Annotated in this window: 20 protein-coding genes; 17 read left to right on the plus strand and 3 right to left on the minus strand. The window is 38.6% G+C overall.

All coding sequences use genetic code 11. The annotated features are described in order from the left end of the window. The first annotated feature begins 150 nt into the window (after positions 1 to 150). From pgsB to ACK3CR_RS14105, 7 genes are all read left to right on the plus strand, one after another. Positions 151 to 1,335, plus strand: a complete 1,185-nt coding sequence (pgsB, locus tag ACK3CR_RS14075; RefSeq protein ID WP_061805970.1) for a poly-gamma-glutamate synthase PgsB — start codon at positions 151 to 153, stop codon at positions 1,333 to 1,335. Positions 1,336 to 1,350: 15 nt separating this feature from the next. Then, the gene (pgsC, locus tag ACK3CR_RS14080; RefSeq protein ID WP_019393394.1) at positions 1,351 to 1,800 is read left to right on the plus strand and encodes a poly-gamma-glutamate biosynthesis protein PgsC; all 450 of its coding nucleotides are present in this window, start codon (positions 1,351 to 1,353) and stop codon (positions 1,798 to 1,800) included. Between the two features lie 14 nt (positions 1,801 to 1,814). Beyond that, a complete protein-coding gene (locus tag ACK3CR_RS14085; protein ID WP_243512938.1) occupies positions 1,815 to 2,987 on the plus strand; it encodes a CapA family protein in 1,173 nt (390 codons plus the stop codon). Positions 2,988 to 3,002: 15 nt separating this feature from the next. Beyond that, positions 3,003 to 4,556 carry a gamma-glutamyltransferase family protein gene (locus ACK3CR_RS14090; RefSeq protein WP_488975594.1) on the plus strand — a complete coding sequence of 518 codons (1,554 nt, stop codon included), beginning with the start codon at positions 3,003 to 3,005 and terminating at the stop codon, positions 4,554 to 4,556. 24 nt (positions 4,557 to 4,580) lie between these two features. After that, complete coding sequence (locus ACK3CR_RS14095; RefSeq protein WP_019393397.1) at positions 4,581 to 4,724, plus strand: CapE family protein; 144 nt, start codon at positions 4,581 to 4,583, stop codon at positions 4,722 to 4,724. A gap of 116 nt (positions 4,725 to 4,840) precedes the next feature. After that, the gene (locus ACK3CR_RS14100; protein WP_328122782.1) at positions 4,841 to 5,581 is read left to right on the plus strand and encodes an alpha/beta hydrolase; all 741 of its coding nucleotides are present in this window, start codon (positions 4,841 to 4,843) and stop codon (positions 5,579 to 5,581) included. 64 nt (positions 5,582 to 5,645) lie between these two features. Further along, positions 5,646 to 5,846: a DUF6501 family protein gene (locus ACK3CR_RS14105; RefSeq protein WP_019393399.1), complete on the plus strand. Its 201-nt coding sequence runs from the start codon at positions 5,646 to 5,648 to the stop codon at positions 5,844 to 5,846. A gap of 42 nt (positions 5,847 to 5,888) precedes the next feature. On the opposite strand, the gene shc is transcribed toward ACK3CR_RS14105, so the two are convergent. Continuing rightward, the gene (gene shc / locus ACK3CR_RS14110) at positions 5,889 to 7,745 is read right to left on the minus strand and encodes a squalene--hopene cyclase (protein ID WP_488975595.1); all 1,857 of its coding nucleotides are present in this window, start codon (positions 7,743 to 7,745) and stop codon (positions 5,889 to 5,891) included. A 208-nt stretch (positions 7,746 to 7,953) separates the two neighbouring features. Here shc and glsA point away from each other — a divergent pair, with 208 nt between their 5' ends. The 5 genes from glsA (at position 7,954) to ACK3CR_RS14135 (ending at position 11,109) form a co-directional block, all read left to right on the plus strand. After that, positions 7,954 to 8,883, plus strand: a complete 930-nt coding sequence (gene glsA, locus ACK3CR_RS14115; RefSeq protein ID WP_410914944.1) for a glutaminase A — start codon at positions 7,954 to 7,956, stop codon at positions 8,881 to 8,883. Positions 8,884 to 9,090: 207 nt separating this feature from the next. Continuing rightward, positions 9,091 to 9,615 carry a hypothetical protein gene (locus tag ACK3CR_RS14120; protein ID WP_488975596.1) on the plus strand — a complete coding sequence of 175 codons (525 nt, stop codon included), beginning with the start codon at positions 9,091 to 9,093 and terminating at the stop codon, positions 9,613 to 9,615. Positions 9,616 to 9,676: 61 nt separating this feature from the next. Then, positions 9,677 to 9,865 carry a hypothetical protein gene (locus ACK3CR_RS14125; RefSeq protein ID WP_488975597.1) on the plus strand — a complete coding sequence of 63 codons (189 nt, stop codon included), beginning with the start codon at positions 9,677 to 9,679 and terminating at the stop codon, positions 9,863 to 9,865. A gap of 253 nt (positions 9,866 to 10,118) precedes the next feature. Then, positions 10,119 to 10,265 carry a hypothetical protein gene (locus ACK3CR_RS14130; protein ID WP_172461076.1) on the plus strand — a complete coding sequence of 49 codons (147 nt, stop codon included), beginning with the start codon at positions 10,119 to 10,121 and terminating at the stop codon, positions 10,263 to 10,265. A gap of 1 nt (position 10,266) precedes the next feature. Beyond that, the gene (locus ACK3CR_RS14135; RefSeq protein WP_328122791.1) at positions 10,267 to 11,109 is read left to right on the plus strand and encodes a prohibitin family protein; all 843 of its coding nucleotides are present in this window, start codon (positions 10,267 to 10,269) and stop codon (positions 11,107 to 11,109) included. Positions 11,110 to 11,141: 32 nt separating this feature from the next. Here the strand turns inward: ACK3CR_RS14135 and ACK3CR_RS14140 are convergent, their stop codons facing one another. After that, entirely contained in the window at positions 11,142 to 11,516 is a 375-nt protein-coding gene (locus tag ACK3CR_RS14140) for a thiol-disulfide oxidoreductase DCC family protein (protein WP_243512906.1), read from the minus strand. 257 nt (positions 11,517 to 11,773) lie between these two features. Between ACK3CR_RS14140 and ACK3CR_RS14145 the strand changes: the two genes are divergently transcribed. Then, on the plus strand, positions 11,774 to 12,148 hold the full coding sequence (locus ACK3CR_RS14145; RefSeq protein ID WP_019393406.1) for a hypothetical protein: 375 nt from the start codon (positions 11,774 to 11,776) through the stop codon (positions 12,146 to 12,148). A gap of 216 nt (positions 12,149 to 12,364) precedes the next feature. On the opposite strand, the gene gltC is transcribed toward ACK3CR_RS14145, so the two are convergent. Further along, on the minus strand, positions 12,365 to 13,267 hold the full coding sequence (gene gltC, locus ACK3CR_RS14150) for a glutamate biosynthesis transcriptional regulator GltC (protein ID WP_243512904.1): 903 nt from the start codon (positions 13,265 to 13,267) through the stop codon (positions 12,365 to 12,367). Positions 13,268 to 13,412: 145 nt separating this feature from the next. On the opposite strand from gltC, the gene gltB reads away from it, so the two are divergent. The 4 genes from gltB (at position 13,413) to ACK3CR_RS14170 (ending at position 20,402) form a co-directional block, all read left to right on the plus strand. After that, positions 13,413 to 17,966 (plus strand): glutamate synthase large subunit, encoded by a 4,554-nt coding sequence (gene gltB / locus ACK3CR_RS14155; RefSeq protein ID WP_488975598.1) that lies wholly within the window; start codon positions 13,413 to 13,415, stop codon positions 17,964 to 17,966. An 18-nt stretch (positions 17,967 to 17,984) separates the two neighbouring features. Continuing rightward, positions 17,985 to 19,463 carry a glutamate synthase subunit beta gene (locus ACK3CR_RS14160; protein ID WP_488975600.1) on the plus strand — a complete coding sequence of 493 codons (1,479 nt, stop codon included), beginning with the start codon at positions 17,985 to 17,987 and terminating at the stop codon, positions 19,461 to 19,463. A 120-nt stretch (positions 19,464 to 19,583) separates the two neighbouring features. Beyond that, positions 19,584 to 20,159 carry an HAD-IA family hydrolase gene (locus ACK3CR_RS14165; RefSeq protein WP_243512881.1) on the plus strand — a complete coding sequence of 192 codons (576 nt, stop codon included), beginning with the start codon at positions 19,584 to 19,586 and terminating at the stop codon, positions 20,157 to 20,159. A gap of 87 nt (positions 20,160 to 20,246) precedes the next feature. Continuing rightward, entirely contained in the window at positions 20,247 to 20,402 is a 156-nt protein-coding gene (locus tag ACK3CR_RS14170) for a hypothetical protein (RefSeq protein ID WP_019393412.1), read from the plus strand. Positions 20,403 to 20,481: the final 79 nt, after the last annotated feature.

Consider the following 20,481-nt stretch of genomic DNA (forward strand, 5'->3'; position numbering starts at 1 on the left):
ATCATCCCTTTGTGAACAATAATACAAAATTTACAATTCCCTTTACATGGTAAAGACGTTTGATAGAACTCATATGTTTTCTGTGCTAAATTATTTCCCGGGTACCCACTACAACAAAATATTTCGAATGATAAAGAAAGGGGCGAGAGTATGGCACTCATTATTATATGTGCCGTTTTACTTCTTTGCTTAGGAATGTGGGATTATAAGCAGCATTTAAAACGAATCCACGCTGTGCCAATCCGCGTGAATATTAATGGAATCCGTGGAAAATCAACTGTTACACGATTAGTAACAGGAGTTGTAAAAGAAGCGGGTTACAGAACAATTGGTAAAACAACCGGAACATCCGCTCGAATGATTTACTGGCATACGAGCGAAGAAGAACCAATTAAGAGAAGACTTGAAGGACCAAACATCGGAGAGCAGCGCCGTGTTATGAAAAAGATTGAAGATCTTGAACCAGATGCACTGATTTGCGAATGTATGGCTGTTCAGCCTGACTATCAAATTACGTTTCAAAATCAGCTTTTACAAGCGAATGTCGGCGTTATCGTAAACGTACTAGAAGACCATATGGATGTCATGGGACCAACGCTTGATGAAGTTGCTCAAGCCTTTTTAGCCGCTATCCCTTATAATGGTCATCTTGTGACAATCGAAAGCCCTTATTTAGATTATTTTAAAGAAGAAGCGAAAAAGCGTAATTCAGAAGTCATCGTAGCAGACAACTCTAAAATTACAGAAGAATATTTACGTAAGTTCGATTACATGGTATTTCCCGACAATGCTTCAATTGCCTTAGCTGTAGCTGAAGCGCTTGGTATTGATGAAGAAACAGCTATGGCAGGAATGCTTAATGCTCAGCCAGACCCAGGTGCAATGCGCATCGTCCGTTTCGGAGAAGATGAAGAAAATCCAGCCTTTTTCGTTAATGGATTTGCAGCAAATGATGCATCATCTACGCTTAAAATATGGGAGCGTGTGAGTGAGTTAGGTTATAGTACAAATCATCCTATTGTAATTATGAATTGTCGCGATGATCGTGTTGATCGAACAATTCAGTTTGCTGAAGACGTTCTACCTTACATACCATCAGAGATTGTCATTGCAATTGGTGGAACAACATCTCCAATTAGCGACGCTTATGAACGCGGCGATCTTGACACAAATCAATATTTTGACCTTGAAGGATATTCAACAGAAGAAATTATGGAAGAATTAAAACCATACTTAAAAGGACGCGTTGTCTACGGAGTTGGTAATATTCACGGCTCTGGTGAACCGCTTATTGAAGCGATCAACAACATGCAGTCTGTTCGTAAAGCAGGTTAATTTAGGAGGAAAAAGATGTTTGGTGCAGATTTATATATTGCATTAGTACTTGGCGTTACGCTCAGTCTACTTTTCGCAGAAAAAACGGGAATTATTCCAGCAGGTCTTGTTGTACCGGGGTATTTAGCTCTTGTATTTGACCAACCAGTTTTTATATTAGTTGTTTTATTTATTAGTATTTTAACATATGTGATTGTAATGTATGGAATTGGGCGATTTGCGATTCTTTATGGAAAGCGTAAATTTGCTGCAATGCTTATCGTTGGTATTTGTTTAAAGCTTGTTTTTGACTACTTTTATCCTGTTATGCCATTTGAGATTCAAGAATTCCGCGGAATTGGAATTATCGTTCCTGGTCTTATCGCGAATACAATCCAAAAACAAGGCATTCCGTTTACAGTTGGAAGTACGCTCCTTTTAAGCGGACTAACGTTTGGAATTATGAACTTGTACTACTTTATTTAAGGTGTTGATCCCAAATGGATAAAAAAATAAAAAAGCTAAATTTCCAAGAAAAAATTCTAATCTTTATTAAAAAAACAAAACCAAAAAACGGTAAGTATGTAGCCATTTTAACACCGCTTATTATCATTGCACTTGTTTTGTCAGCTTGGTTAACACGTACAGAAGATACGAAAGCTGTTGCTGAACAAGCGCAGTACAAAGCAAAGATGACCCTAGTTGGAGACTTAATGCTTGGGCGCTTCACAGAAAATATTGTGGATAAACACGGGGCAGATTATTTATTTGAGCACGTGCAGCCTTATTTAAAAGACTCTGATTATATGACAGGAAACTTAGATGTTCCTATTCTAACAAAAGATGAAAGTCAGTATGAACCACTTGATAAAGATCTTCTACTTTCAACTGACAAGCGTTCTTTAAAATCGATAAAGAATGCGGGATTTAGCGTGTTGAACTTAGCAAACAACAACGCGATGAACTATGGGGAACAAGGGTTAAAAGATACGCTAGCATCGCTTCAGGAAGAAGGCATTGATAGCGTTGGTGCAGGTGAAAATGCAAGCAGTGCTAAAAAAGTGTCGTATCAAGATGTAAATGGATTAAAAGTTGCAACACTTGGCTTCACAGATGTCCGCTCTGAAGGTACAGAAGCAAAGAAAAATAAAGCAGGTGTTGTCTATACTGATCCAGATGTACTTTTTAACGAAATTGAAAAAGCAAAAGATCCGAAACAAGGGAACGCAGACCTTGTTGTTGTGAATGTTCATTGGGGGCAAGAATATGACATGGAGCCAAGTCCACGTCAAGAAGCTTTAGCAAAAGCAATGGTTGATGCAGGAGCAGATATGATTGCAGGTCATCATCCACACGTTTTATCTTCCTTTGACGTTTACAAAGACAGCGTGATCTTTTATAGCTTAGGTAACTTTGTATCTGATCAAGGCTGGTCAAATACAAAAAATACCGCTCTTGCACAATATAAACTAAAAGAAGATGGAACAGCGTATGTAGATGTTGTCCCACTTCGAATTGAAGAAGGAAGTCCGCGTCCTGTTGACAATTGGTGGTATAAGAAACAAATTTTCAACAGCTTAACAAAAGGCGTATCTAAAGGAGTTCTTTGGGAACAGAAAGACGATAAAATTCGCATATTCTTAAATCACAACAAAGTCATTAATAAAAGCTAGGTTAGGAGGGGAGATATGAGTAAGAAAAACATTCTAAAAATCGTCATTGCTATCGTTCTCGTATCTTCACTATTTTTAGCTGGTCAAACGTTATGGAAAAGAACCATTGGTGCACAGGATTATGGCGTGAGCAGCTCAAATCCGATTGCTACGAAAGTTGGCATGGATGTGCTTGAGAATGGAGGAAACGCAGTTGACGCAGCCATTGCGATTTCATACACGTTAAACGTTGTAGAACCGTACGGATCTGGAATTGGCGGCGGCGGTGGGATGCTCATTTCTTCTCCTGACAAAAAAGCAACGTTTCTTGACTACCGTGAAGAAGCTCCACAAAAGATTGATGGAGAGCGTGAAGGAAACTCAGGAGTACCTGGGTTTGTAGCAGGTATGGCGTACGCTCATGATAAATACGGTTCACTAAATATGAACGAGCTTTTAAATCCCGCTATTCACTATGCAAAAGAAGGGTTTAAGATAAATGAACCGCTCTCCTTTGCAATTCAAGAGCACGAAAAAAAGCTGGATAACAGAGAAGCGTTTTATCCTGACGGAGATCCTTTAAAGCAAGGTGACGTACTCAAGCAGCCTGAACTTGCTGAAACGCTCGAAGAAATTCGAGATGAAGGAGCTTCAGCTTTTTATAAAGGTTCTATTGCAGAAGACATTGAAGAAGAGGGTCATATTTCAACAAACGATTTACAAGATTATAAGGTGAAAGAGCGAGATCCTGTTGTAGGGAAATATGGGGAAAGCACAGTGATCTCAGCACCACCTCCATTTTCAGGAACAACACTTATTCAAATGCTCATGATGATGGATGATGCAAACCTTTCTTCTATTAAAAGTGATAGCTTGTTTACTCACTATATGGGACAGATTACAAAGGCAGCATACAAAGACCGAATTGAAAAGCTTGCAGATCCTGAGTTTGAAAATCAATATGCACAAGATTGGACAAGCTCTCAATATGTGAATCTCTTAAACCGGCAGCTTAACTCCACTAATGCGGGAGAACAGTATGAGGTTGATAAAGAACATGAAAGCACAACGCATTTTGTTGTAATGGACAAAGAGGGTACCGTTGTTTCAACAACAAATACGCTAAGCGACTTTTTCGGTTCTGGGGACTACACAAACGGCTTTTTCCTAAACAACCAGCTTCAAAACTTTGGTGATGGAGTAAATCATATTGAATCAGGAAAAAGACCAAGAACATTTATGGCCCCAACAGTTGTGAAGACAGAAGAGGGGACAATTGGAATTGGTTCACCTGGTGGAGATCGAATTCCACAAATGGTTGCTCAAGTACTCTATTATCATATGAGAGAAGGAAAGTCGTGGAGCGATGCTGTAAAACATAAGCGATTCGCCTTTGATTCTATCACTCTTGAAGAAGAAAGTTCTCTAACGAAAAGTGAAAGCGCAGCTCTAAAATCTTATGGATATAAGCTTGGAAAAAGTGATAACCCGATGCACTTTGGCAGTGTGCAAGTTCTTCAGAAAGATGAAGACGGTCATATAATAGGAGAAGCTGATGCACGTCGAGGTGGGAATTGGGCTAAAAAATAAAGGGTAATAAAAGGAGAGAAAATCATGACTATTTTAAAAAGAACATTTGGTATTGTACTGCCGATCGCTATTGTTGCTGGACTTTTATTCACACTTGGAGAGTTTAAACATACAGAAACATTAACACCGCAAGAACAAGAACAGATTGACGTTCAACTTGCTAAATAAATAAATGAAAAAGCTTAGCGGATAGCTAAGCTTTTTTTGTAAGAAGATGTTTTAATTTGTTTTAATATTCTGTTACATGGTACGATAGAAAGAAAGAGTACAAAGGGTGACAAGGGATGGATGAAAAGTATGCGGTTGTTCAGAACGCTGAAGAGCTTTATCATCAAGGTAATGAAGTAGGGGTATTAGTGCTCCATGGGTTTACAGGCACAACGCAAAGCGTGAAACCTGTATATAACGTGCTAAAGGATAAAGGATACACTATATATGCCCCGCGCCTTAAAGGGCATGGGACGCATCATGAAGATATGGAAAAAAGCACGAAAGAAGACTGGCTTTCTTCTGCTCAAGAAGGATATGAAAAACTAACCGAAGCATGTGAACGTATATTTGTAACAGGCCTTTCGATGGGTGGGACGCTAGCCCTTCATTTAGGTACTCAATACCAAAATATCGCAGGCATTATTCCGATTAATCCGGCTATTGATATGCCTCATTTAAAACAGCAGAGTGAGACAGAGGCTCGCTTTTTAACCGGAATCGGGTCTGATATTAAGAAAGAAGGCGTACACGAACTTGCTTACGAAAAAACACCTGTTGCTTCAATAAGAGAGCTCACTGCATTAATGGAGAAAGTAAAGAACAAACTTCATCAAGTGACATCACCGCTTCTTTTGCTTTCTTCTAAAACGGACAATGTTGTTCCACCCCATAATAGCCAATATGTTTTCAGCAATGTTGAAAGCAAGCAAAAAGAAATGGTAACGCTGCCAAATAGCTTTCATGTTGCAACGCTTGATTATGATCAAGACTTTTTATGTGAAAAAATCGTAAAGTTTATTAGTGAAAGATGTTAGCCTCTTTTTTTTAGAGGAAGAATTCGGTACAATAGAACGGACAAACTTAAAGGAGTGTACGTTCATGATTCATCAAAACTGGAAAGACCGTCCAACAATTAAAGAAATTAAATGTGTGCATACAAATGCAAGTAAATATATGGTTGAAAACGTACTAAGCGTAAATAAAACATATGAAGTAAAAAACGAAACAGAAGAGTTTTATTTTGTTGTTGACAACACAGGAAAAGTTGGCGGCTATTATAAGGAATATTTTGAAGAATAAGCATTTGCTTATTCTTTTCTTTTTACAGAAAAGCCAAGCGTTTTACGCTTGGCAATAGTGACTAAGAGCAAGCAGAGGGAAGATATAGTTATAGCTGTGATAGCGAATATAAAACTGCTCTGGTAAGCCAATTCCTGTTGGATATGTTTTTGCTTTGTGAATATGCGGGGTTAAGAGAAACTTTACTCCGTTTTTAATAGTGATGTGTTCCTTTGGCAAACATGTTAAAAGAGCATCAAGTGCCCATGATGTTTGAGAAGGAGTACTAAACAGAAGAGGTACGTATTTCTTAACTTCAGAACTTCGGCAAGATTCGCCCCAACCTCCGTCTTGACGCTGATGTTTTTTAAGAAAGAGAACGCCTTTTTGGATATGAGGGTCATCAAGTGGCACTCCAACCGCTCTCATGCCTGTTAAAGCTGCCCATGTGCCGTAAATATAGCAAACTCCCCAACGTCCATACCATGAACCATCCTTCTCTTGCTGATCACAAAGCCACTTCACAGCTCGCTTTACGGCTGGATGTTTTTCTGTTAAACCAGCGAATTTTCCGAGAAACTGAAGCACTCGCCCTGTTAAATCTGCTGTTGAAGGATCGATAATAGCGTCTTCTGCATTTTTTAACGGGATATGAGTTAGGAGCTGAAAATCGACGTTTTTTTCAAATGCCGCCCAGCCTCCGTCTCTATTTTGCATAGACAAAAGCCAATCAACGCCTCTATTCCATGAGCTAAGATACCGAGTATCGTGAACGCTTGGAGCAGTGATAGCTCTGAGTGCGGCAGACGTGTCATCAAGATCGGGGTTTATCGTATTGTTATGTGAAAACCCCCAGCCTCCAGGTGCTATGTGAGGATTGTGAACAGCCCAGTCGGCTACTTTTTTGTGCTGCTTGTTTAATAGGTAGAAACTCGCTTTTTTTATCATTGGATCCTTATAACTCACACCGCTTTCTTGGAGAGAATAAGAAAGCAATGCTGTATCCCATACGGTTGATGTTGAATTTTCAAGGTGATCCATGCCGTCAACAGAGGTGACGAGCTTTTTTAGACCATTTATGGCATTGATAATAAGAGGAGAGTTTTTTTCATACCCTAATGCTAGTAATCCATAAATCATAAAAAATGTAGCCGTTGCATAGCTGTACAAGGTGCCGTCATCTTCAATTCGGCTAATCATATACGATTCAGCTTTTTTATAGCCTGCTTGGTGCATGTAACTTGGTAAGTTACGCAATCGTTTTAAATAAAAAAACAGGTCTTTAATAATGAATCGTTCATCTTCAACGTTCCATTCTTCTTCAGCTCCTTCACGTTCATAGAGAGAGTAAATGCTATGATTGCTCGGGATGAAAAACTTTTTGTTAGCAGCGATCATCATTGGTACAAAATGAATACGAGCATACGTACTTAACGAAAAAAAATTAAGCGGAAAAGACGTTGGGATATTCAGGATGGTCATCGGTACATAAAAAAAGCGCGGCCATGGATATAAGCCGTTTGCACAAAGCATCCATTTCGTTAAAAAATGAGCTTTTTTCACACCACCGTTTTGCTGAATAAAGCGCTCTGCTCGTTTCATATGTGTTTCTTCTTTTGAAGAAGCTCCTGCTACAAGGAGAGCTGTATATGCTTGAATGGTTGCTGACAAATTGCCTTTTGGCTCGTCTTCATAATGTCGCCATGTACCGTCTTTATGCTGAAGGGAAAGAATTCGCTTAGAAAGTTTGGCAATTAAGAGCTCTTCTTCAACTCCAAGAGCTCTTAAGGTTAAAATCATATAGGCATCAGACATAACGCCTGTTTCAAAAGGAAAGAGCCATGAACCATTCTCTTGTTGAAGTTCGCGGAGCTCCTTGATAAGATGAGTTGTATGCTGTTTTGCTTGTTTAGTCCACACGTTTCTTCGCCACCTTAAAAATGTCTTTATAACTTTATATTCAAAAATTTTTTTACTATGTAAACAACGTGGTGAAAAGAAACGATTGGGAACAATGCAAAACAAGATTTGAAAGCTTAAATATGAATAGTAAGAAAAGAAGCATATTTAATAAACAACCTCTAATGGGATAACCTAAAGAGAGAAATGTAGGTGAGGAGTTATGCTAATGCAATGTGAATCAAGTCAAGACTTAAAAAACCTAGTTGATGAAGCTAGAATTTATACAAAAGAAGGACAAGTTGCTCAATACATACCAGCTTTAAGAGAAGCAGATCCAGATAAATTGGCTGTTGCTGTCTACTATCCAAATGGTAACTGTTATGCAGCGGGAGATGTTAAACATAAGATGACGCTACAAAGTATCTCTAAGGTCATTAGTTTAGCGCTAGCGTTAATGGATAGAGGAGAAGATTTCGTATTTGACTATGTAGGAAAAGAGCCTACTGGTGATCCGTTTAATTCAGTTATTAAATTAGAGACGATTTCACCTTCTAAACCTCTGAACCCAATGATTAATGCAGGAGCATTAGCTGTTACACATATGCTCATGGGAAGCAGCGTAGAAGAAAGATTTAATCGCCTTTTAGACTTTGTTAAAGAACTTACAGACAAGCCCACAATTACGTATAATAAAGAAATTGCTCAGTCTGAATTTGAAACAGCTGAATTAAACAGAGCTCTCTGTTATTTCTTAAAACAGCATGACGTAATTAACGAAGATGTTGAAGAGTTAATGGAGCTATATACAAAACAGTGTGCAATTGAAGTTGATTCTGTAGACTTAGCGAGAATTGGCTGCGTGTTTGCAATGAACGGCGTTGACCCAAGAACAGGAGAGCAAATCATTCCAGCTAATATCGCAAGAATATGTAAAACATTTATGGTGACGTGCGGGATGTATAATGCTTCTGGAGAATTTGCAATTGATGTTGGCATTCCAGCCAAAAGTGGCGTATCCGGCGGTGTAATGGGAGCTGTGCCTAATCGTTGTGGAATTGGTATCTACGGTGCTGCGCTAGATGATAAAGGGAACAGTGTAGCAGGTATTAAGTTGTTAGAAATGATGTCTAGAAAATATGCGTTGAGTATGTTTTAAAAACTGCCGAGGATTCGGCAGTTTTTTTGTATGAAAGGATAGGTCTTTATTCTTTCAGTCTTTCTACTCTTTAGTTGAATAAGAAAGGGTTTTAAGGAAAATTGGCTCATGAGTTGCTATTTGTATCCTGGTAGAATTATGGAATTAAAGTAACTTTCATACATAAAAGGATTTTGTGATTTACGTAGAAAATGCCCATCTAAAGCGATGATTGCGAGGTTAAGAAGGGAAAGTGAAGAGAGTTTTACTTGTTTTTTAGTAATAGGCATTATTGTTGGTTTAGGATGGGGATATTTTACTTTTAAGAAACATCAAATAGCCAAAGAAGTGGAAAACCAACTTGAAAGTCTAATGGACCGTCAATTCATCGTAACAGATATTCAGAGTTCCAAAGATGAATCAGGAAGTTATTATCATGTTACAGTGAAAATGGAAGGAATAAAAGATCCATTTACACTTGAACAAAATGAAGATGCCTCGACCTCTCTTTTTCGTTATGATGTAATTAGTGAATTATGGAGGCGACAATATCGTCAACAAATAAACGAGATTATTAAGCAACATCCTTTTCAATTTGAAGATATAGATGGAACAGTAGGAATTCAAAGAGAGCAACCAGTTAAGATTAAGAATGTACCAAGTATTCAAGAGATAAGGGAGCAATATGGAAAAGAAGACATAATTGATAATATTGATATTAGGGTGAAAACAACATTTCCTAAAAAATGGTAGTCAGCAAGAAAGTGAAAATGAGAAAGTTTATAATCTTCTTCAAGATTTACGAAATCACGAAATGGATGGTAATCTTTCTTTAACAATAGAATATAAAGGGTCAACTCAAATATATAAAATACTAATTAATGATACTCAGAAAGACATTTATCATAGTCCAGGAGACATGAAGAAATCTTGGTATAAGGATCAAAAAGCAATTGAAGAACTGAATAACAAATTAAAAGCAAAAGAAGAAGATAAAACGTAATTGTATATCGATTAAGAATATTACTTCTCAAAGGGCTTTATAATTGATATTACTGCCTAAAAGCAAAGAAATCTCCATTTCTTTGCTTTTTTACAATTTTCTTTAAAAAAATGAAACCTTTTTGTAACCTTATCGTAAATAATACTAAGATAACAACATAAAGTGTAAAAGAGGAATTAAAATATCTTCTCCAAATAAGGGAGGATGGATTAATGTGAACTTTTTCACTTTAATAAGTTAATGGGGTGATGAATTGTTCTCTTTATACGTCTTATTTATTTTGTTCTTTTTAAGCCTTGGCGGCATATGGCTTTGGTTAGGGAAGAAGGGTGTATTTCAAAAAGTGGGAGAGAAAGCAGAGGAAGTAAAAGATGCATTTAAAGATAAGGAGGAAAAATAATATGTTGAAAACAGGAAAAGCAAAGCTTGGGGCCGTGCTTGTAGGGCTAGCGATTATTTTAGGTGGGGTGCTTGCCATTATGTCGATTACCCAAGTTAATCAAGGTCATATTGGGGTTGTGTACAACAGATCTGGCGGGGTTGAAAAGCAAACGCTTGGTCAAGGGTGGCACTTTGTATCTCCGTGGAAGAAAGTCACGCAATATCCGGTTGCAATGGAAACGGTATCATATGAAGATGTACCACTTGCAACAAAAGATGGAAAACCGCTTGATATTGATGCAACATATAACTATGCAAACAATCCTGAGAAAGTTGTTGATATCTTCAATAAGTTTAAAGGAGCAAAACCAGAAGTGATTGAGAACACGTTCCTTCAGTCACGTATGAAAGATGCGGCATTATCTGTAACATCTAAATATACGATTCTTGAAATCTTCCAAAAGCGTGAGCAAATTAAAACAGAGATTGAGCAAGAGTTCATAAAAGATGCCAATAAGTATGGATTTGTTGTTTCAGACTTTGTTCTTGGCACACCAAAACCAGATGAAAAAACACAAAAAGCCATTCAAAATGTTGTAGATGCACAGCAAAAGCTTGAAGCAATGAATGTTGAGAAGCAGCAAGCAGAAGTTCAAGCTGAAAAAGCAAAAGTAGAAGCACAAGGTAAGGCAGACGCTGCAATTATTAAAGCAAAAGCAGAAGCGGAAGCAAACAAAGTAGTCAGTGAATCATTAACACCAGAAGTAATTGAAATGAAGCGTATTGAGAAATGGGATGGAGACAAAAATGTTCAAACGAAAGTTGTTGGCTCTGATTCTGACGTTATTGTTGGTGGAAAATAAGAAAGACCGAGGCTTTTGCCTCGGTTCTTTGTTTAATACGCGTGCTGTCCTTTTTCTGAATAGCGTCCAAACCATTCATAGCGGTTTTCAGAAACCCATGTATAAAGCGGCACACCTAGCTTCTCCATGAGCGGAAGAGAAAGAAGCATGCCAATTGGCCATGTAAGCGGGAGTGATTTTAAAATTTTCCGAACGGTATAAAACCCGCTAAACAGTTCATTATCACGAGAAATCATATGAATTTCATCGTAAATATTACGCTTAGCTAAGAAGCGGAACTTTTGTTCAGATTGAATTGATTGAACTGGCATCCAATCAAGACGTTTCCCCCAATCAAGGGCTTGGACAACTTTTTTTACATTTGAACAAAGGGGACAGTCAGCATCATAAAAAACAAGATGTTTCATACTATCTACCACCTTTCATATGTAGTGCTCTTTTTCCCTTCTTCGGTATATTTTACACATCTTTTTGAAAAGGAATATTTTCTAGCATTTCTTCATAGTAATTAGGAAAAAAGAAAGAGTTGTAGTTCAAAAGCCTGGTTTCCATTTTTGAGCAAAAGGTGAACATTGACCTCTATATGTACGTTCTGTATTGAAATTATGTTATAATACGTTTAAAATATGATGGTCAATCCGAGACTATACAGGAGGTTATTAGGTTGTCCATTGCAGGAAAAAAATTAATGCTACTAGTACTTTTACTTGTGTTTTTATGTTTACTAGTTTTCTATTATATGAACAACGTAGCTAACAAAACAGATGCGAAGGAGCAAGCAGAAGTTTTGCAAAGTTTGCCTGCATCTGAGAAAACAAAAGATACAAAAAATGAGCGATTTAATATTTACTACTATCAAATCACTAAAATAGATGGGAATTCATACAAGGCTAAAACAAAAGAAGGAACAAGCATTACCTTTACAACAAAGAGCCTTGAGGAACCGCTTAGTGACAAGCTTGCAGAAGGTGATATTATAAAAGCTTATTTCGACAAAAAAGTACCAACAAACGGACTTTATAAAGTAGAGAAAAGGTGAGCTCAAGTACCAGGCTCATCTTTTTTTTCGTTTAGGAACATACTACCTAAAAAAGGAGGCTTATGATGAATAAGAAGCAAACCGAAGAAGAACAAAAAGAAAGAAGAGATTTGGCAAATGAACGAGGAAACGGAAATCAAGACAAGAGTCAAGACGGTTTTCGCTATGATTATGATGATTAAGCATGTTAAAAAGGCTTCCATACTTGGAGCCTTTTTAACTGTACTGCTGTAGAATAGAAAAAAAGTCTTTCACAAATTCATAAAAAAGTTGTTCAGATGGAGCAAGTTTACGATGTTTTGGAATAATCATGCCAACGGTTCTTGTCACATGTGGAAACTCAATCGGCACTTTTACCGTAAACTTTGGCATTGTTTCATACAACGTACTCTCTGGAAGGAGCGTTACACCAATCCCTGCTGAAACAAGTCCTTTAATTGCATCAAGATCTTCTCCAACTGATGATACATTTGCTTTGAATCCCGACTGTTTACATGCATCAATTGCAAGCCTGTGTAGCACATAACCTTTTGGAAAAAGAACGAATGCATCATTGCGAAGTTGATCAAGTCGAATTCGTTCCTTGCTTGCAAGAGGGTGGTTTGAAGGGAGAAGAGCTAAAATCTTCTCAGAAAACAAAATCGTTCCTTCTATATCATTATCATCTCGTGGAACAGGTCCTAAAAAAGCTAAATCAATTTCTCGGTTTTTAACGGCATCAATCAAAAATTTATAAGAACCTTGACGAAGATGAAAGGCAACGTTCGGATGTTTTCCTTTAAAGGCGGAAATAACGGTTGGTAATGTGTGGCTTGCAAGGCTTGTTGGAAAGCCAATTTTAATTGTCCCACGTTCAGGATCAAGATGTTCATCAATAAGCTGCTTTGCATTATCAATTGCTTTTAACGCTACCTCTGTGTGAGTTAAGAAAAGCTTCCCGATTGTCGTTAATTTAATGTTTCGACCCTCTCGCTCAAAAAGAGCAACCCCAAGTTCTGTCTCCAAATTGCTAATTTGTCTACTTACAGCAGACTGAGCAACGTGAAGGGCAAACGCAGCCTCTGAAACGTGCTCACGCTTTGCCACTTCTACAAAATAAATAAGCTGTCTGAGCTCCATTTTATCTCCCTCCTTTAAACCTATCTCATATTGAGATTGTTTTAATCTAAATTATATATTGTTTATATCAATTTGTGAAACTACAATTAGTATTGTAACGTAATCGGCATAGAGAGAAAAAGATATGGAGTTGGAGGAATGCCCTATGACAATAAATAAACTACCTCAAGCACAAGGTCTTTACCGCCCAGAATTTGAGCATGATGCATGTGGAATCGGTCTTTACGCACATTTAAACGGTCGTGCGTCGCATGATATCGTGGAAAAAGGGCTTCATATGCTTGATCAATTAGAGCATCGTGGTGGGCAGGGAAGTGACCCAGATACAAGTGATGGAGTTGGCATTATGGTCCAAATTCCTCACGACTTTTTTCAAAGCGTTTGTACTTTTACATTCCCTGAAAAAGGCCACTATGGAGTTGGTATGATCTTTTTCCCACAGGATGAGAAAGAGCGCGCTCACTATGAATCGGAAATTAACAGAATAGTCGAAGAAGAAGGACAACAATTATTAGGCTGGAGAACGGTGCCTGTTGACAGTACGTACATCGGACCAACAGGAAGAGAAAGTCAGCCATACGTTCGTCAAGTTTTCATTGCCAAAAATGAAAATGTTGAAGAAGGCTTACCGTTTGAGCGAAAATTGTATGTAATTCGCAAACGTGCTGAAAAAGTTGGTGAAAATACGGCGTTCTATTTTGCAAGCCTTTCAAGCCAAACGATCGTATATAAAGGGCTTATGACACCGTCTAAAGTATCTAGTTTTTATAAAGATTTAAAAGACGAGCGTTTTACATCAGGTTTTTCACTTGTTCACTCACGCTTTAGTACAAATACGTTCCCAAGCTGGGAAAGAGCGCATCCAAACCGTTATTTAATTCACAATGGTGAAATTAATACGCTTCGTGGAAACATTAACTGGATGAGAGCACGTGAGCAGCAGTTTATTTCAGAAGCATTTGGCGATGACCTAGATAAAGTAATGCCTCTTCTCGATATAAATGGAAGTGATTCTTCTATTTTAGACAATGCATTTGAATTTTTCACGCTTGCTGGCAGAAAACCTGCCCATACTGCAATGATGCTTATTCCAGAACCATGGGCACGCGATGAGAATATGGAAGATGATAAAAAAGCTTTTTACCAATATCATAGCTGTCTTATGGAGCCGTGGGATGGTCCAACGGCAGTCGTGTTTACAGATGGAAATGAAATTGGCGCTATTTTAGATCGTAACGGTCTTCGTCCTGCTCGTTATTATGTCACAAAAGATGATTATCTTATTCTGTCTTCTGAAGTTGGCGTAATTGACGTTGATCCAGAGAATGTTTTATATAAAGATCGTTTAAGTCCAGGGAAAATGCTTCTTTTAAACCTTGAAGAAGGACGAATTATCTCAGACCGTGAGCTGAAGGAAGAGATGATTTCAGAGCATCCATACCGCGAATGGTTAAACGAGCAAATGATTGAAATTAATGACTTAGAGCAAGCTGAAGTTTCAGAAAAAGTCGAAAATTTAGTTCAGTTGCAAAAAGCATTTGGTTATACGTATGAGGAAGTTTCAAAAAATATTATTCCTATGGTTACAGAAGGAAAAGATCCAATTGGGTCAATGGGACTTGATACACCGCTTGCTGTGCTTTCTAATCGTTCACATCTATTGTACAACTATTTCAAACAGCTTTTCGCTCAAGTTACTAACCCGCCAATTGACGCAATTCGAGAAGAAATTGTGACATCCACAATGACGCTGTTAGGTCAAGAAGGCAACATTCTTCATCCTGATAAATCAGCAGCACGTCGCATTATGCTTGATGCACCATTTTTATCAAATGAAGAAGTAGCCCGTTTGAAAGAAACGAATGTGAAAGAATTTAAAACAAAAACGCTATCACTTCTTTTTAAAGAAGATATCGAAAAAGCGCTTGAAACGCTTTGTGGGGAAGTAGACAAAGCAATGGCAGAAGGAAACACAATTATCGTCTTATCAGACAGAGGCGTTGATGAGCACAATATGGCAATGCCAACGCTCCTAGCAGGAAGTGCTGTTCATCAGTATCTTGTAGAAAAGGGAACGAGAACAGCTGTAAGCTTAGTTGCAGAAACAGCAGAAGCTCGTGAAGTTCACCATTTTGCGGTTCTTATTGGTTATGGAATCGATGCAATCAATCCATACCTTGCATATGAAACACTTCGTGAAGGAATTAAAGATGGCGTTATTAAAGTTTCTTATGACAAAGCTGTTGCAACTTTCAATAACACAGCATCTGAAGGTGTTGTAAAGGTTATGTCAAAAGTAGGGGTTTCAACTGTACAAAGTTACAGAGGTGCTCAAATTTTTGAAGCAGTAGGTATCGGAGAAGATGTTATTAACCGCTACTTTACAGGTACAGCATCACAGCTTAGTGGAGTTGGGCTAGACGTTATTGAACAAGAAGTGAAAATGCGTCATGAAGCAGCATTTGTTGGCAACTATAAGGATGAAACGCTTGAAGCTGGAAGTGAACTACAGTGGAGACGAAATGGTGAGCATCATGCATTCAATCCACAAACAATTCATACGCTTCAACATGCATGTCGTACAGGAAACTATGAACTTTTCAAAAAATATTCGAAAATGGCAGATGACGAACAGCTTACGTTCTTACGCAATGCCTTTTCATTTAATAAAAAGAGAAAAAGTATTTCAATTGATGAAGTAGAGTCTGTTGATTCAATTGTAAAACGATTCAAAACAGGAGCAATGTCGTTTGGATCTCTTAGTGAAGAGGCTCATTCAACATTAGCGATTGCAATGAACCGTCTTGGCGGAAAGAGTAACAGTGGAGAAGGTGGAGAAGATCCAGCACGTTTTACAAGAGACGAAAATGGAGACTACCGCCGCAGTGCGATTAAACAAGTAGCATCAGGCCGATTTGGCGTAAACTCACACTATCTTGTAAATGCAGATGAGCTTCAAATCAAAATGGCACAAGGAGCAAAGCCTGGTGAAGGTGGTCAGCTGCCAGGCACAAAAGTATATCCATGGGTAGCTGAAGTGCGTGGCTCAACGCCTGGTGTTAGCTTAATTTCACCACCGCCGCATCATGATATTTACTCTATTGAAGACTTAGCACAGCTTATTCATGATCTTAAAAATGCCAACTCAAAAGCACGCATTAGCGTAAAGCTTGTATCAAAAGCAGGAGTTGGAACGATTGCAGCGGGTGTTGCAAAAGCAGTTGCAGACGTTATTGTAATCAGTGGTTATGATGGAGGAACAGGTGCATCACCAAAAACAAGTATTAAGCATACAGGTCTTCCATGGGAGCTTGGCTTAACAGAAGCGCATCAAACGCTGATGATGAACAAACTTCGCAGCCGCGTTATTTTAGAAACAGATGGAAAACTGATGACAGGCCGTGATGTTGTAATGGCTGCTCTATTTGGAGCAGAAGAATACGGGTTTGCAACAGCTCCACTTGTTGTTCTTGGCTGTATTATGATGAGAGCGTGTCATCTTGACACTTGTCCTGTTGGTGTTGCAACTCAAAACCCTGAGCTTCGTAAAAAGTTTTTAGGCGACCCAGATCATATCGTAAACTTCATGCGTTTTATCGCACAAGAAGTACGCGAAATTATGGCAGAGCTTGGCTTCCGTACAGTGGAAGAAATGGTTGGTCAAACAGAAGTGCTTGAAGTGAGTGAACGTACGAAATCTCACTGGAAAGCAAAGCATCTTGATCTAACAAAGCTTCTTTATAAAGTAGAAGGAGAGCATACGCGTACAGAATATCAAAATCATAAGCTTGATCAATCACTTGACGTAGCCGAGATTTTACCAAAATGTGAGCGTGCTCTTAACGATAGAACACAAGTTGATTTAAGCTTTAATATTCGCAACGTTAACCGTGTTGTTGGAACTATTGTGGGAAGTGAAGTAACACGTCGTTTTGGTGAGAAAGGTCTTCCAGAAGATACGATCACGCTTCGCTTTAACGGTTCAGCAGGTCAAAGCTTCGGAGCATTTGTTCCAAAAGGAATGACACTGAACTTACAAGGAGATGCAAACGACTACGTTGGAAAAGGACTTTCAGGTGGTAAAATTATCGTTCGCGCTCCTGAAGTAAAAGCTCAGGCGCCAGAAGACAATGTTATTGCTGGAAATGTTTCACTTATTGGAGCAACAGCTGGTGAAGCATATATTGAAGGGCGCGCTGGGGAACGCTTCTGTGTTCGTAATAGCGGAGCACACGCTGTTGTTGAAGGTGTTGGAGATCATGGCTGTGAGTACATGACAGGAGGCCGCGCTGTTATTATTGGTGCTGTTGGTAAAAACTTCGGCGCTGGAATGTCAGGTGGCGTTGCGTATGTTCTTCCAGATGATGTTGAGCACTTTGATCAAACGGCAAATAAAGAAATGGTGTATTTTGAAACTCTTCAAGATGAAGAAGACATTAAAGAACTAAAAGCAATGTTAACAAAACATATGAACTATACAGGAAGTGTGAAAGCAACACAAATTTTAGCTCATTGGGAAGAGTCTGTTGCAAAGTTTGTGAAAGTCATTCCGAAAGATTACAAACGCATGCTACAAACAATTGAAGCAATGAAAGCGTCTGGAATGGAAAAAGATGAAGCAGTTATGGCTGCCTTTAAAGCAAACTCATCAAACAAATCTGAAAAAGTAGATGAGACTCTTCAAACAATCGGATCTTAATAAAGGGGGCGAACGGTTATGGGAAAAGCAACAGGATTTATGGAGTATGATCGGGAAGCACCAAAACAGCGCGACCCTAAAAAACGCACAGGAGATTGGAAAGAGTACGCCAACTCATTTACAGATGACCAGTTGAGTCGCCAAGGCGCTCGATGTATGGATTGCGGCACACCATTTTGCCAAATGGGGACTGAAATAAATGGGATGACAGCAGGCTGTCCTATTCATAACTTAATTCCAGAGTGGAATGATCTTGTGTACCGCGGTAGATGGAAAGAAGCATTAAACAGACTTCTAAAAACAAATAATTTTCCAGAGTTCACAGGGCGCGTTTGTCCAGCGCCTTGTGAAGGCTCTTGTACAGTTTCAATCAATGATCCAGCCGTTGCGATTAAAAATATCGAGCGCTCAATCATTGATAAAGGCTTCCAAGAAGGGTGGATTACACCACGTATTCCAAGCGAGCGTACAGGAAAAAGAGTTGCTGTTGTTGGATCAGGTCCAGCAGGATTAGCAGCGGCTGACCAGCTTAACCAAGTTGGTCATACTGTTACAGTATATGAACGTGCAGATCGTATCGGCGGCCTTTTAATGTACGGTATCCCAAGCATGAAGCTTGAAAAGGAAGTTGTAGAACGTCGCGTTAACTTACTTCGCCAAGAAGGCATTGATTTTGTGACAAATACAGAGATCGGAAAAGACATTACAGCAGAGCAGCTGAAAGAAGAATATGATGCTGTTATTCTCTGTACGGGAGCGCAAAAACAGCGTGATCTTGTAATGGAAGGACGCGAATTAAAAGGAGTTCATCTTGCAATGGACTACTTAACACATTCAACAAAGCAAGTGTTAAACGGTTCAGATTTTGATGAAGCTTTTGATGCAAAAGGAAAAGACGTTATTGTAATCGGTGGCGGGGATACTGGTGCTGACTGTATCGCAACAGCTGTGCGTCAAGGCTGTAATAGCTTAGCTCAGTTTGGTAAACATCCAATTTTACCAAATGATCGCTCACTAGATAATCCGTGGCCACAATCACCGCTTACATTTGCGCTTGATTATGCTCATGAAGAAGCACAGGCGTCTCTAGGAAAAGATCCTCGTGAATATCTTATCCAAACGAAAAAGTTTGTGGGAGATGAAGAAGGCAACTTAAAAGAAGTGCATACAGTGGCAATGGAGAAAGTAATTGAAAACGGAAAATTTGTTTTTAATGAAATTCCAGGAACTGAAAAAGTATGGCCTGCACAGCTTGTATTCGTTGCAATTGGATTTGAAGGAACAGAAATGCCGCTTCCTTCTCAATTTGGAGTAGAAGTTGAGCGTAACCGTGTTAAAGCAGAATACGGCACATATGAGACAAACGTTGATGGCGTTTTTGCTGCAGGTGATGCACGTCGTGGTCAAAGTTTAATTGTTTGGGCAATTAATGAAGGACGTGGCGTAGCGAAGAGCGTTGATCATTATTTGATGGGCGTTACAAACTTACCTGTCTAATGGGAGTGTTTTAGGGGTTAAATAAAAGGGGTTCACATATAGAGAAGAAAGCAGAGCAGTAAGGGGATTGCTCTGCTTTTTCGCGTTGTTGTGATACGATAAATGTAAGGGGGAACTGAAATGAATATTCTATGGGATTTTGACGGAACCATTTTTGATACATATCCGACTATTGTTCAGACTTTTAAACGTTTAATAAATGATAAGCATGTAAGCGATGAAGAAGTACTCGAAAAATTAAAAGTATCTTCGCTTCATGCAATGGACTATTTTGGGGTTGAAAAAGAGGAGTTTGATAAAACATTTCATCAACAAGAAAGCGAGCTTGACGTTCGAGAAAAGCCTCCGTTTGCTCACGTTGAAGAAGTGCTGAAGGCCGCTACGTGTAACGTTATCGTAACTCATAAAGCTAAAAAATCAGCAGTGGATATTTTAACACACTACAAGTTAAAGCATTACTTTACAGAAATCATTGCACTTGATGACGGCTATAATCGAAAGCCAGATCCTCAGTCATACCGATATTTACATAACTTATATCATATTGATTTAGTGATTGGTGATCGTGAACTTGATCTTCAGCCAGGGCGAGAAATTGGGATTAAGACATGTGCGTTTCAAAATACTCATCTTGAAGCAGATTTCCATATTCAAGATTATCAGCAATTTTTCACAAGAGTTATGCCACACTTATAAGGTTATGTTAGAAAAACTCACATTAACAGAGAAATCCTTGTTAGGGTTTGTTATAGTAGATATAACAAAGAGCCAGGGGGAATCAAAATGGAACAAATTACAATTCAGTCAATTTTGATTTATCGGTTAATAAGTAAGGGGATTTATCAAGGACAAAGTGGAAAAAATCTTCATCATCTTGAAGAAGAAGAGCTTCAGAAACTATTAGCTAGAAATGAAGAACAAGAAAAGTGCTTTTCTTAAACTCGTTTGTTTTAAACAAACGAGTTTTTTGTGGTTGAAAATAAAATGATGCATATATAAATAAGAAAACAGTTGTGAA

This window comes from Priestia sp. TRM10, from assembly GCF_057808375.1.

Coding starts and splice junctions, on each gene's coding strand:
- pgsB (WP_061805970.1), top strand. CDS start 151: ATGGCACTCATTATTATATGTGCCGTTTTACTTCTTTGCTTAGGAATG.
- pgsC (WP_019393394.1), top strand. CDS start 1,351: ATGTTTGGTGCAGATTTATATATTGCATTAGTACTTGGCGTTACGCTC.
- ACK3CR_RS14085 (WP_243512938.1), top strand. CDS start 1,815: ATGGATAAAAAAATAAAAAAGCTAAATTTCCAAGAAAAAATTCTAATC.
- ACK3CR_RS14090 (WP_488975594.1), top strand. CDS start 3,003: ATGAGTAAGAAAAACATTCTAAAAATCGTCATTGCTATCGTTCTCGTA.
- ACK3CR_RS14095 (WP_019393397.1), top strand. CDS start 4,581: ATGACTATTTTAAAAAGAACATTTGGTATTGTACTGCCGATCGCTATT.
- ACK3CR_RS14100 (WP_328122782.1), top strand. CDS start 4,841: ATGGATGAAAAGTATGCGGTTGTTCAGAACGCTGAAGAGCTTTATCAT.
- ACK3CR_RS14105 (WP_019393399.1), top strand. CDS start 5,646: ATGATTCATCAAAACTGGAAAGACCGTCCAACAATTAAAGAAATTAAA.
- glsA (WP_410914944.1), top strand. CDS start 7,954: ATGCAATGTGAATCAAGTCAAGACTTAAAAAACCTAGTTGATGAAGCT.
- ACK3CR_RS14120 (WP_488975596.1), top strand. CDS start 9,091: ATGATTGCGAGGTTAAGAAGGGAAAGTGAAGAGAGTTTTACTTGTTTT.
- ACK3CR_RS14125 (WP_488975597.1), top strand. CDS start 9,677: ATGGATGGTAATCTTTCTTTAACAATAGAATATAAAGGGTCAACTCAA.
- ACK3CR_RS14135 (WP_328122791.1), top strand. CDS start 10,267: ATGTTGAAAACAGGAAAAGCAAAGCTTGGGGCCGTGCTTGTAGGGCTA.
- ACK3CR_RS14140 (WP_243512906.1), bottom strand. CDS start 11,516: ATGAAACATCTTGTTTTTTATGATGCTGACTGTCCCCTTTGTTCAAAT.
- gltC (WP_243512904.1), bottom strand. CDS start 13,267: ATGGAGCTCAGACAGCTTATTTATTTTGTAGAAGTGGCAAAGCGTGAG.
- gltB (WP_488975598.1), top strand. CDS start 13,413: ATGACAATAAATAAACTACCTCAAGCACAAGGTCTTTACCGCCCAGAA.
- ACK3CR_RS14160 (WP_488975600.1), top strand. CDS start 17,985: ATGGGAAAAGCAACAGGATTTATGGAGTATGATCGGGAAGCACCAAAA.
- ACK3CR_RS14165 (WP_243512881.1), top strand. CDS start 19,584: ATGAATATTCTATGGGATTTTGACGGAACCATTTTTGATACATATCCG.
- ACK3CR_RS14170 (WP_019393412.1), top strand. CDS start 20,247: ATGGAACAAATTACAATTCAGTCAATTTTGATTTATCGGTTAATAAGT.